The following is a 12,205-nucleotide window of genomic DNA, read 5'->3' on the forward strand; positions in this document are numbered from 1 at the left end:
GGCCGTCCGGTACCGGCCTCGGGGGGACAGGCCGGATCCGCTCTCCTGGGAGGGACCTTCGGGAGCGATCGTCCGAACCTGCGCGCTCTCCTGCGGGGGCGCAGGGTTCGTACTTCCCGCGAAGTGACGACGGCAGTTCCGTCCTTCGGGCGCAATGTCCGCATCCGCCTGCAAAGGTGGAACCCGGTGCTGTCGGCCCCTCGCTCGACTCCTGGCCAGACGTTACCACGCAACACCGTGTATGGGTTCGGGAATCCAACAGAAAAACTTCGGCCAACCACCTTTTCGCAGAAGGGTCGTCAGCGTAGAAAGAAAGCAACAGGTGGCTGAGACCCACCCCGGCACGGAGGACGGGAACCCACGCTCCACCGGCCCCGTAGGGCCTGTCCAGGTTTGGTGAAACAGGCTTTCACCAGGCCGGACTAGAGATAGTGGCGCTTGCTAACCCGCTCCTGCGGGCCGGAAACGGCGCCCCGGACCAGGGTTCGGGGCGCCGTTCGCCATGCGCGTGCATCTGCACGGAGCAATCGGGAAACATTCGGCACGGACAAGCGTGATCGAACTGATATGCATTCGAGTTACTACTCGTCAGTAAATGAACTACTTTCGCGAACTCGGGGGGCTTTACCCCGACCGCCACGCCTCGGTCAGCCGCGTTTGAGCGCCTCGCAGGTGGCCAGTGAGTCCTGGGCGCCCGCCCGCACCGCGCGGCAGCAGTACACGACCCACTCGGCGACGCCCTCGGGGGTACCGCCCATGTATCCGCGCAGCGCCGGACCGTACTCCTCCCGCAGGGTCTGGTGGCCGAGCTCGGAGGTGACCAGGGACTTGGGGTCCAGCCCGCGCTCGACCAGGGTCAGCCGCTCGGCGGCACGGGCCACCAGCCCGTCCCCCCAGCCGAACGGCCGGATCGCCATCAGCTCACCGTGCACCAGCGCGGAGGTCACCAGGGCCGGGACCTTCGTGCGGGAGCCCAACAGGGCGTACAGGCCCTCAAGGCGGGCGTTGGCCGCGGCGGCGCCCGGCGCGGGGCCCAGGTCCAGGGGGTCCTCGACCCGCTCGCCCTCCAGGCGGGGCCGGCCCAACGCGTCCTCGGACACGGCGTCGGCCGCGGCCAGGGTGTGCAGTCGTGCCAGCGCCTGCCGGGGGGCCTGGGGCCACGTGTCCACCAGAGAGCCCAGCTCACCGCCGATGCGCAGGGCGCCCTTGATCCTGGTGTCGTACACGTGCCCGTCACGGATCTCGTCCATCGAGACCTCGGCGCCCTCCAGCGCCGCGGAGGCGCACGCGCCGCGCAGCGAGGACTCCATGGACACGTCACTGCTGCGACGGCGCAGGATGCGGTGCCCCAGCAGCCGGTCGACCAGGGTCCGAGTCTCGGCGACCGCGTCGCTCACCCCCGGCAGCTCGGCGATCCGGGACAGTGGGTCGGACTTGGAGGCAGAAGTCGATTCGCTCACGGAAAACAACACTACGCGGCGGTAACCCCGTGCGCTCACACCACCCGGACCGGGCACGGGGGGACCGTTCGTCGCGGACCGGCGACCGCTCACCGGCCGTTCGCCGCGTGCCCGGCCCCCACCGCCGCTGGACGCCGCCCCGGATGTTCACGCGGTCTGGACCACATGATTAATTGGACCCACAGCCAACGTAAGGAGAATCACAGTGGCCGACAGCACTCCCCCGAGCCAGGAGACACTGTCCAACCTTCTCCACGAGACCCGGAGCTTCCCGCCGCCCGCGGACCTCGCCGAGAACGCCAACGTCAGGGCGGACGCCTATGACGCCGCGGCGCAGGACCGACTCGGCTTCTGGGAGGAGCAGGCCCGCAGGCTCCAGTGGGAGCAGCCCTGGGACACCGTCCTGGACTGGGATCCGCCCTACGCCAAGTGGTTCGTCGGCGGCAGGCTGAACGCCTCCGTCAACTGCGTGGACCGCCACGTCGACGCGGGTCTGGGCGACCGCGCCGCCATCCAGTGGGAGGGGGAGCCCGGCGACAGCCGCACCATCACCTACTCCGACCTCAAGGACCAGGTCTGCCAGGCCGCCAACGCCCTCACCTCCCTGGGCGTGGGCAAGGGCGACCGCGTCGCCATCTACATGCCGATGATCCCCGAGACCGTCGTGGCCATGCTCGCCTGCGCCCGGATCGGCGCGGTGCACATGGTCGTCTTCGGCGGCTTCTCGGTGGACGCCCTCGGCCAGCGCCTGGACGACAGCCAGGCCAAGCTCGTCATCACCGCGGACGGCGGCTACCGGCGCGGTAAGCCCAGTGCGCTCAAGCCCGCCGTCGACGGCGCCGTCGCCGACCGGCCCGCGGTCGAGAACGTCCTCGTCGTCCGCCGCACCGGCCAGGAAGTCGAGTGGAACGAGCGCGACGTGTGGTGGCACGACGCCGTCGGCTCCGCCAGCGCCGAGCACACCCCCGAGGCCCACGACGCCGAGGACCCGCTGTACATCATGTACACGAGCGGAACCACGGCCAAGCCCAAGGGCATCCTGCACACCACAGGCGGCTACCTCACGCAGGCCTCCTACACCCACTGGGCGGTCTTCGACCTCAAGCCGGAGACCGACGTCTACTGGTGCGCCGCCGACATCGGCTGGGTGACCGGCCACTCCTACATCGTCTACGGACCGCTCTCCAACGCGGCGACCGTCGTCATGTACGAGGGCACCCCGGACACCCCGCACAAGGGCCGTTTCTGGGAGATCATCGAGAAGTACAAGGTCACCATCGCCTACATGGCGCCCACGGCGATCCGCACCTTCATGAAGTGGGGCGACGAGATCCCCGCGAAGTACGACCTGTCGAGCCTGCGGGTCATCGGCTCGGTCGGCGAGCCGATCAACCCCGAGGCCTACATGTGGTACCGGGAGAAGATCGGCGGCGGGAGGGCCCCGGTCGTCGACACCTGGTGGCAGACCGAGACCGGCGCGATCATGGTCAGCCCGCTGCCCGGCGTCACCTCGGGCAAGCCGGGCGCGGCGATGCGCGCCCTCCCGGGCATCGTCGCCGACGTGGTGGACGAGACGGGCGAGTCCGTCCCCGACGGCGAGGGCGGTTTCATCGTGATCCGTGAGCCGTGGCCGGCCATGCTCCGCGGTATCTGGGGCGACGACCAGCGCTACCGGGACACCTACTGGTCGCGTTTCGAGGGCCTCTACTTCCCGGGTGACGGTGCCAAGAAGGACGAGGACGGGGACCTGTGGCTGCTCGGCCGCGTGGACGACGTCATGCTCGTCTCCGGCCACAACCTCTCCACCACCGAGGTGGAGTCCGCCCTGGTCTCCCACCCGAAGGTGGCCGAGGCCGCCGTCGTCGGCGCCACCGACAAGGTGACCGGGCAGGCCATCGTCGGTTTCGTCATCCTGCGCGGGGGCGCCGATTCGGTGCCGGAGGACCTGGTCCGGGAGCTGCGCGACCACGTCGGGGCCTCGCTCGGTCCCATCGCCAAGCCCGCCCGGCTCCTCGCCGTACCCGAGCTGCCCAAGACCCGTTCCGGCAAGATCATGCGCCGCCTGCTGCGCGACATCGCGGAGGGCCGGGCCGTCGGTGACACCTCCACCCTCACCGACTCCTCGATCATGGATGTGATCGCCAAGCAGCTTCCGTCCGCCGAGAAGGGCGACTGACCCCTTCGGCTCACCGCCCGGTGCGAACACCACGGCGCCCCGCCCCTTCCACGGGGGCGGGGCGCCGTTCCCGCTCACCCCTGTGAGGAAACCGAACACCGCTGTTTTGCGTGCCGTGAGAGACATCAGTGGTAAGGCATGTGCGAGGATGCGGAGGATCATCCGCGTGTACGGACCGAGAGAAGGGAATCCCCACGATGGTGGACAAGCCGGGTGCCGGCCAACCTGGCGCTGCCAGCGACACCGACCGTTCCATCGGTGCGCTGGTCTCCGACGCCACCGACAACCTCTCCCGCATCGTGCGGCTCGAGATCAAGCTCGCCAAGCTTGAGGCCAAGGCGGACGCGACCAGGATCGGCAAGAGCGTCGGGGAGTTCGGGGCCGCCGGTGTGCTGCTCCACCTCGTCGCGATCCTGTTCTCGATCACCGTGGGCCTCTTCCTCGCCGAAGTGGTCGGGTGGGCCTTCTGGCTCTCCTTCCTGGCCGTCACCGGCTTCTACCTGCTGATCGCCGCGCTCTTCGTCCTGTTCGCCGTGATCAACCTGCGCCGCCGTCAGGGCCTGGCCCGCACCTCGGTCACCACCTCCCGTCTCATGGGGATTCTGCGCGGCGAGATCCGCCCTCCCCAGGGCCAGGAGGTCGCCCGGGACAACGGGGCCACCGCATCCACCAACCGTTAGCCCCGGGTGTTGGACGATTCGGCGGCCTATCTCGACGGCCCCTGGACCCACCGGACGGTCAGCGCCGCCGGTGCCCGGTTCCACGTGGCCGAACTCGGTGACGGCCCCCTCGTCCTCCTCCTGCACGGCTTCCCCCAGTTCTGGTGGGCCTGGCGGGCACAGCTGACCGGGCTGGCCGAGGCCGGGTACCGGGCCGTCGCGGTCGACCTGCGCGGCTACGGGGCCAGTGACAAGACGCCGCGCGGCTACGACCTGGTCGGCCTCTCCCAGGACATGGCGAGCCTGGTCCGCGCGCTCGGCGCCGCGGACGCCGTCGTGGTCGGACACGGTGTCGGCGGGCTCGTCGGATGGACCATGACCGCCTACCACCCGGACGAGGTTCGCGCCCTGGCCGCGGTGTCCGCGCCCCACCCCCGGCGCGCGGCGAGACTCCTCCTCCGGCCGGGGCCGGGGGTGCGGCACATGCTCCGGGCCCAGGTGCCCGTCCTTCCCGAGCACCGGCTCCTCGCGGACGGCTGCGTCCGGGTGGGAGAGCTCCTGGACGCATGGTCCGGGCCGGGGTGGCCCGACCGGGAAGCCGAGGAACGCTACCGGCGCGCGTTCGCGATCCCGAAGGTCTCGCACTGCTCGCTGGAGTACCACCGCTGGATCTTCCGGTCGCGGTGGCGTACGGACGGGCTCAGGTACGGCACACGGATGCGGACACCGGTCGGGGTGCCCGTCCTCCAACTGCACGGTGACCTGGACCCGGTGTGTCCGCCCGGGACAGCCGGGCTCCTCCCGGCGGCTGGTCTCCGGACCGTACCGGTGGACGCTGGTGGCGGGTGCCGGGCACTTCCCCCACGAGGAGCGCCCGCGCGAGGTGGAGAGGGCCCTCGTAGGGTGGTTGCGGGAGATCGACGGCGCGAACGGCGGTGGAGCACTGATGGAGACACGCACGGGCGGGGCGGATGGTGCCCGCGACCGCAACGAGACCGGGCAGGCACAGAACCAGCGGCCGAGGGACCGCTACGGCCGTCCGATGCCGCACGGCAGCGTCGGTGAGGTCGAACGTGTGCCCGACGACGCCGAGTTCACCCCGCAGGAGGGGATCGAGCGTGCCCAGAGTCTGCTCGACGAGGGTTTCGCCTTCACCGCCCACGAGGTACTCGAAGCCGTCTGGAAGTCCGCTCCGGAGCCGGAACGGGAGCTGTGGCGGGGGCTGGCGCAGACCGCTGTCGGTGTCACGCACGCCCAGCGGGGCAACCGGGTCGGTGCGGCCCGCCTGCTGAGGCGCGGAGCGGACCGGGTGGAGGTCTTCGGTCCGCACGCTCCGCACGGTGTGGACACGGCCGGTGTGGCGGCGTTCGCCCGGGCTCTGGCCGAGGACCTGGACGCCGGACGCGCGACCTCCGGGGACGGGATCGACACCTCGGGGATGCGGTTGCGCGGAGCGTAGTTCTGTTCGGACCGTAACGCTCCTTCCGGGGGAGGTTCCGGTGCGGCCCCGGGGTGGGCCCCGCGCAGGTTCGGACGGGTTCCCGCGCAGCCCTGGTTCTTCAGTGACTGCTGGGGTCCGTGTGCACGTTGGGGCCCAAGAGTCAGTTTTCCCTTTTATAGCTGCATGCGTGATTTAGCGTTAACATAGTGTTAATGCATTATGCGATATCATGTATGGCAATAAGGGCGAATAAAGACTTTTATCCGCTTCTTGAGATCACCATGCGGTCACATCTTTAATTCCTCCTGGGCAAATGCCGAACGGGCCCTGATGTTCAATCCCTCCCGTGCGTAGAATCCCCGGATCACCGTCCGCGCGTGAGCAACTGCGGGCGGCGTGCACCACACAGAAAGGTGGCACTGCTTCGACCCCGACAAGCGTGCCGTCGAGCCAGTTCAGGAGCCTTTCGGGCGGCGGTACGCCCACGGCGGTGCGCGGCGCCGGAGCCCACGAGGCAAACGTCCCGCACACCTTCGGCAACGGGGCCGAAAAGGACGTGCCCGTCTCAAGGAGGACGGATTGTCTGGGCTCAATCTCGCTACTGAAAGCGGCATCGCCCTGGCGTTGGAGGGCCGGGACCTCACCCTCGTCATCGTCGTCATGGTCGTCGCGCTACTCGCGCTCGCCGTCGCGGGGATGCTGGTCCGCGAGGTCCTCGCCGCCGGCCAGGGCACCGAACGCATGCGCAACATCGCGTTCGCGGTCCAGGAAGGCGCCGCGGCCTACCTGAAACGCCAGTTCCAAACCCTCGCGGTGTTCATCGTCGCCATTCCGCTGCTCCTGCTCCTGCTACCGGCGGACACCTGGGGCATCGCCATCGGCAGGTCGGTCTTCTTCGCCCTGGGCGCCCTGCTGTCCGCGGCCACCGGCTTCATCGGGATGTGGCTCGCGGTACGCGGCAACGTCCGGGTCGCCGCGGCCGCACGCGGCGGCGGCGAGAACGACAACCACAAGGCCATGCGGATCGCCTTCCGCACCGGTGGCGTCGCCGGCATGATCACCGTCGGCCTCGGACTGTTCGGCGCCGCACTCGTCGTCATCCTCTACCGGGGCGACGCCCCCATCGTCCTGGAGGGCTTCGGCTTCGGCGCCGCCCTCCTCGCGATGTTCATGCGTGTCGGCGGCGGCATCTTCACCAAGGCGGCCGACGTCGGCGCCGACCTCGTCGGCAAGGTCGAACAGGGCATCCCGGAGGACGACCCGCGCAACGCCGCCACCATCGCGGACAACGTCGGGGACAACGTCGGGGACTGCGCGGGTATGGCCGCCGACCTCTTCGAGTCCTACGCCGTGGTGCTCGTCGCCTCGCTCATCCTCGGCCGCGTCGCCTTCGGCACCGAAGGCCTGGTCTTCCCGCTGCTGGTCCCGATGATCGGTGTCATCACCGCCATCATCGGCATCTTCATCGTGGCGCCCAGGGCCAAGGACCGGACCGCGATGACCGCGATCAACCGGGGCTTCTTCATCTCCGCCGCGATCTCCGCGCTCCTGGTCACCGCGACCGCCTTCTGGTACCTGCCCGGCAGCTTCGAGGAGATGTCCGGAGTCAGCGACACCGTCATGGAGGAGATCAGCGCCGCGGGCACCGACCCCGACCCGAGGTTCATCGCGGTCGCGGCGGTCCTCATCGGCCTGGTGCTCGCAGCCGCCATCCAGCTGCTCACCGGCTACTTCACCGAAACCGACAAGCGCCCGGTCAAGGACATCGGCGAGAGCTCGAAGACCGGCGCCGCCACCGTCATCCTCTCCGGTATCTCGGTGGGGCTGGAGTCCGCGGTCTACTCGGCCCTGCTCATCGCGGGCGCCGTGTACGCCGCCTTCCTGCTCGGCGGCGGCTCCATCACCCTCAGCCTGTTCGCCGTGGCCCTCGCCGGAACCGGCCTCCTCACCACCGTCGGCATCATCGTGGCGATGGACACCTTCGGGCCGGTCTCCGACAACGCCCAGGGCATCGCGGAGATGTCCGGAGACGTCGAGGGCAAGGGAGCCGACATCCTCACCGGGCTCGACGCCGTCGGCAACACCACCAAGGCGATCACCAAGGGCATCGCGATCGCCACGGCGGTCCTGGCCGCCACCGCGCTCTTCGGGGCGTTCCGCACCTCCGTCCAGGAGCGCCTCGGTGACACGGAGGTCTTCTCCCTCTCCCTGGACCAGCCCGACGTACTCGTCGGCGTGATCATCGGCGCCAGCGTCGTGTTCTTCTTCTCCGGCCTGGCGATCATGGCGGTGGGCCGCGCCGCCCAGCGCGTGGTCCTGGAAGTGCGCAACCAGTTCCGCACCCGCCCGGGGATCATGGACGGCACGGAGAAGCCCGAGTACGCGCGCGTCGTCGACATCTGCACCAAGGACTCGCTGCGGGAACTGGTCACCCCCGGTCTCCTGGCGGTCCTCGCCCCGATCGCGGTCGGGTTCGCCTTCGGGTACGCACCGCTCGGCGCCTTCCTCGGCGGTGCCATCGCCGCCGGGGTGCTCATGGCGGTGTTCCTGTCCAACTCCGGCGGCGCCTGGGACAACGCGAAGAAGCTCGTGGAGGACGGCCACCACGGCGGCAAGGGTTCCGCCGCCCACGAGGCCACGGTCATCGGCGACACCGTCGGCGACCCCTTCAAGGACACCGCGGGCCCGGCCATCAACCCGCTGCTCAAGGTGATGAACCTCGTCGCCCTGATCGTCGCGCCCAGTGTGGTGATCTACGCGGACAACACCGCCCTGAGGGTCGGGGTGACCGTGGTCGCGGTCGGCGTGCTCGTCGGCGCCGTCCTCTGGTCGAAGAACCGGGGTTCCGGTACCGAGACCGACCTTGCGGAGATCGGTGGTGAGTCCGCGCCCAAGGACGCTCCCGAGTCGGGTGGCGGCGGCGCCGTCACCGGTGACGGGGAGGACCCCGCGGCTGCCGGGGACGGTACTGACACGGGCCCGGAGGGCCAGGAGGGGGACAGGAAGGAGGAGGCCCGGGCCGGGGACGCGGGCCAGGGCTGACAACCGCTCCTGTGCGGCGTCCTGGTCGCAGGTCCTCCCGGCCGCGGCCGAGGCGGCGTCTGCGCGGTCCCGCCGCTGTCCCTCCGTAGCTCCGACATCCACGCGCGGCCGTCCGGAATCCCGGGCGGCCGCGCCGCTTGCGGCCGGGGTGGCCGTGTCGGTCTGGGCCGGGCCGATCGGGATCGGTTCAGGGCGGGGCTGCCCGGGCCGGGGGCCCGGTTCCGGCATGGAAGGGCACACCTAACCTGGATGTACGGGACCGCACTGGAACGGTCCGGAACGGTCAAGAGGAGTGGTTCGACGGTGTCGGGAATGAAAGGGCTGTTGGTCGTCGTGGGGGTGATGGTGGGCTTCATCGGTCTGCTGTCAGTGGTCGCGACGGTGTTGGCATCATGACCCGGACCCTCCTGCTGATGCGTCACGCCAAGGCCGAAGACGGGTACGGCGTTATGGACCACGACCGAGAACTCACCGACAAGGGGCGTCGACAGGCCGAGCGGGTCGGACAGCTGCTCACCGAGCGCAGTTACGAACCGGACCACGTGATCTGCTCCGCGGCCAGGCGCACCCGCCAGACCCTGGACGGTGTGCTGGGAGCCATGGACCTTACGCCGGAGGTCGACTACACGGAGGCCGCCTACCTCGCGTCGGCGGACGAACTCCTGGAACTGGTCAGCTACGTGGACCCCGGGGTACGCACGGTCCTGCTGGTCGGCCACAACCCGGCAGTCGCCCAGGTGGCCGCCTCCTTCGTCGGGAGTGAGGCCCTCGTTGCCTACTCCCCGGCGACCGTCGCCGCGGTGGAGCTCGAAGTGGAGTGGCTCTACACCGCGCCGGGGACGGGCACCGGAAGCATCCTCAACTGAGCCGGAAGCATCCTCGACTGAGAGTGCCTGCGAGGGTGCCCGAAGGCGCCGAGGTGTGATGGGGGTGAGGTGTGGTGCGGATGTTGCGGGGACGCACCGGCGATGCGATGAGGTGTGACCCAGGTCACTGATTCCAGGGTTTGCATCGCCCCGGGCCGGGGGGTAATGTTCTCCGAGTCGCCTCCGACCGGCCCAAGGCCGCAAGGGGGCCACGATCTCTCGGTCGAAGCGAACGCGGGCTCTCTGCGGGCGTGATCGGATATTCGAGTCAGACATCTTCTCTTCCGAAACACGGTGGTTCGAGCGGTGCTCGGGGCATGTAAACTTCGGAGAGTCGCTTCAAAAGCCCGGCGGAAACGCAAAGGCAAACGGAGCACACGGGCTTTACCCCGATCAGGAATGACACAAACCGCCGATTTGGCGGGGCGCGGAACACCTGATAAAGTAAAGACACAACACAGCGAGAAAGCCGCAACAGCGGCCGGACCGCGACAAAGCCTTCCACGGAAGAGCAGCCGAAACGCAAGTTACGGCGCTTGTACGGGAAAAGCGATTGTTTCTTGAGAACTCAACAGCGCGTGTTTGATTTTCTTTAAGCCATGTTTGTTTTGGCCCCGACGCACCACGGTGCGTAGGGTTCCTTTGATTAACCAACGCGAGTTGGTTGGTCAGGATTTCTTCTAGGTTTACCCGTCCCAGGCAGACCCCCGGGTCGCCGGGTAGGGTTGTTTGACCTTTATGGAGAGTTTGATCCTGGCTCAGGACGAACGCTGGCGGCGTGCTTAACACATGCAAGTCGAGCGGTAAGGCCCTTCGGGGTACACGAGCGGCGAACGGGTGAGTAACACGTGAGCAACCTGCCCCTGACTCCGGGATAAGCGGTGGAAACGCCGTCTAATACCGGATATGACACACCATCTCCTGGTGGTGTGTGGAAAGTTTTGTCGGTCAGGGATGGGCTCGCGGCCTATCAGCTAGTTGGTGGGGTAAAGGCCTACCAAGGCGATTACGGGTAGCCGGCCTGAGAGGGCGACCGGCCACACTGGGACTGAGACACGGCCCAGACTCCTGCGGGAGGCAGCAGTGGGGAATATTGCACAATGGGCGAAAGCCTGATGCAGCGACGCCGCGTGGGGGATGACGGCCTTCGGGTTGTAAACCTCTTTTACCACCAACGCAGGCCCCGGGTTCTCTCGGGGTTGACGGTAGGTGGGGAATAAGGACCGGCTAACTACGTGCCAGCAGCCGCGGTAATACGTAGGGTCCGAGCGTTGTCCGGAATTATTGGGCGTAAAGAGCTCGTAGGCGGCGTGTCGCGTCTGCTGTGAAAGACCGGGGCTTAACCCCGGTTCTGCAGTGGATACGGGCATGCTAGAGGTAGGTAGGGGAGACTGGAATTCCTGGTGTAGCGGTGAAATGCGCAGATATCAGGAGGAACACCGGTGGCGAAGGCGGGTCTCTGGGCCTTACCTGACGCTGAGGAGCGAAAGCATGGGGAGCGAACAGGATTAGATACCCTGGTAGTCCATGCCGTAAACGTTGGGCGCTAGGTGTGGGGACTTTCCACGGTTTCCGCGCCGTAGCTAACGCATTAAGCGCCCCGCCTGGGGAGTACGGCCGCAAGGCTAAAACTCAAAGGAATTGACGGGGGCCCGCACAAGCGGCGGAGCATGTTGCTTAATTCGACGCAACGCGAAGAACCTTACCAAGGTTTGACATCACCCGTGGACCTGTAGAGATACAGGGTCATTTAGTTGGTGGGTGACAGGTGGTGCATGGCTGTCGTCAGCTCGTGTCGTGAGATGTTGGGTTAAGTCCCGCAACGAGCGCAACCCTTGTTCCATGTTGCCAGCACGTAATGGTGGGGACTCATGGGAGACTGCCGGGGTCAACTCGGAGGAAGGTGGGGACGACGTCAAGTCATCATGCCCCTTATGTCTTGGGCTGCAAACATGCTACAATGGCCGGTACAATGGGCGTGCGATACCGTAAGGTGGAGCGAATCCCTTAAAGCCGGTCTCAGTTCGGATTGGGGTCTGCAACTCGACCCCATGAAGGTGGAGTCGCTAGTAATCGCGGATCAGCAACGCCGCGGTGAATACGTTCCCGGGCCTTGTACACACCGCCCGTCACGTCATGAAAGTCGGCAACACCCGAAACTTGTGGCCTAACCCTTCGGGGAGGGAATGAGTGAAGGTGGGGCTGGCGATTGGGACGAAGTCGTAACAAGGTAGCCGTACCGGAAGGTGCGGCTGGATCACCTCCTTTCTAAGGAGTCTTTTGAAGGCCAACTTTTTCCTATCGTTGGTCGGACTCGAAAGTGGACCCGCCCAGCATGTGAACCCTCGGGTTCGGGCTGGTCGGGAGTGGCTGAAGGAAATGAAACTTAACCCCTGGTGACTAGAAGCGCCGGGGGGCGCGCTGTTGGGTATCTGAGGAAGCAATCCCTTGTGGGTTGGTTTCCCGATGCCACCTCCAGTAACTCCCACGCCACGGGCCCGTTGTTTCGGGTTGGTGGTTGTGGTGTGAGGTAGGGGAGTTTGTGGTGGGTGTTTTGACTT

At 67.4% G+C, this 12,205-nt stretch carries 6 protein-coding genes, 1 rRNA gene and 1 pseudogene; 7 read left to right on the forward strand and 1 reads right to left on the reverse strand.

All coding sequences use genetic code 11. From position 1 onward, the window contains the following. Positions 1-647 precede the first annotated feature (647 nt). Positions 648-1,460, reverse strand: coding sequence for a Fic family protein (locus AC0VYD_RS00650; RefSeq protein ID WP_475478079.1), 813 nt, complete (start codon positions 1,458-1,460; stop codon positions 648-650). A 205-nt stretch (positions 1,461-1,665) separates the two neighbouring features. Between AC0VYD_RS00650 and acs the strand changes: the two genes are divergently transcribed. The 7 genes and pseudogenes from acs (at position 1,666) to AC0VYD_RS00685 (ending at position 11,912) form a co-directional block, all read left to right on the forward strand. Further along, positions 1,666-3,636: an acetate--CoA ligase gene (gene acs / locus AC0VYD_RS00655; protein ID WP_475478080.1), complete on the forward strand. Its 1,971-nt coding sequence runs from the start codon at positions 1,666-1,668 to the stop codon at positions 3,634-3,636. Positions 3,637-3,833: 197 nt separating this feature from the next. Then, the gene (locus AC0VYD_RS00660; RefSeq protein ID WP_475478081.1) at positions 3,834-4,316 is read left to right on the forward strand and encodes a phage holin family protein; all 483 of its coding nucleotides are present in this window, start codon (positions 3,834-3,836) and stop codon (positions 4,314-4,316) included. 6 nt (positions 4,317-4,322) lie between these two features. Further along, positions 4,323-5,220: pseudogene (locus AC0VYD_RS00665) on the forward strand (alpha/beta fold hydrolase); the annotation flags it as partial. Between the two features lie 21 nt (positions 5,221-5,241). Then, positions 5,242-5,754, forward strand: coding sequence for a DUF309 domain-containing protein (locus tag AC0VYD_RS00670; protein ID WP_475480143.1), 513 nt, complete (start codon positions 5,242-5,244; stop codon positions 5,752-5,754). Between the two features lie 561 nt (positions 5,755-6,315). Continuing rightward, a complete protein-coding gene (locus AC0VYD_RS00675; RefSeq protein WP_475478082.1) occupies positions 6,316-8,778 on the forward strand; it encodes a sodium-translocating pyrophosphatase in 2,463 nt (820 codons plus the stop codon). Between the two features lie 392 nt (positions 8,779-9,170). Further along, positions 9,171-9,644 (forward strand): SixA phosphatase family protein, encoded by a 474-nt coding sequence (locus AC0VYD_RS00680; protein ID WP_475478083.1) that lies wholly within the window; start codon positions 9,171-9,173, stop codon positions 9,642-9,644. A gap of 735 nt (positions 9,645-10,379) precedes the next feature. Continuing rightward, a 16S ribosomal RNA gene (locus AC0VYD_RS00685) occupies positions 10,380-11,912 on the forward strand. Positions 11,913-12,205: the final 293 nt, after the last annotated feature.

The organism is Nocardiopsis sp. iso_40 (assembly GCF_056173285.1).

What these genes read in the sequence shown, in the direction of transcription:
- AC0VYD_RS00680 (WP_475478083.1), top strand. Translation starts at nt 9,171, where the DNA reads ATGACCCGGACCCTCCTGCTGATGCGTCACGCCAAGGCCGAAGACGGG.
- AC0VYD_RS00660 (WP_475478081.1), top strand. Translation starts at nt 3,834, where the DNA reads ATGGTGGACAAGCCGGGTGCCGGCCAACCTGGCGCTGCCAGCGACACC.
- AC0VYD_RS00670 (WP_475480143.1), top strand. Translation starts at nt 5,242, where the DNA reads ATGGAGACACGCACGGGCGGGGCGGATGGTGCCCGCGACCGCAACGAG.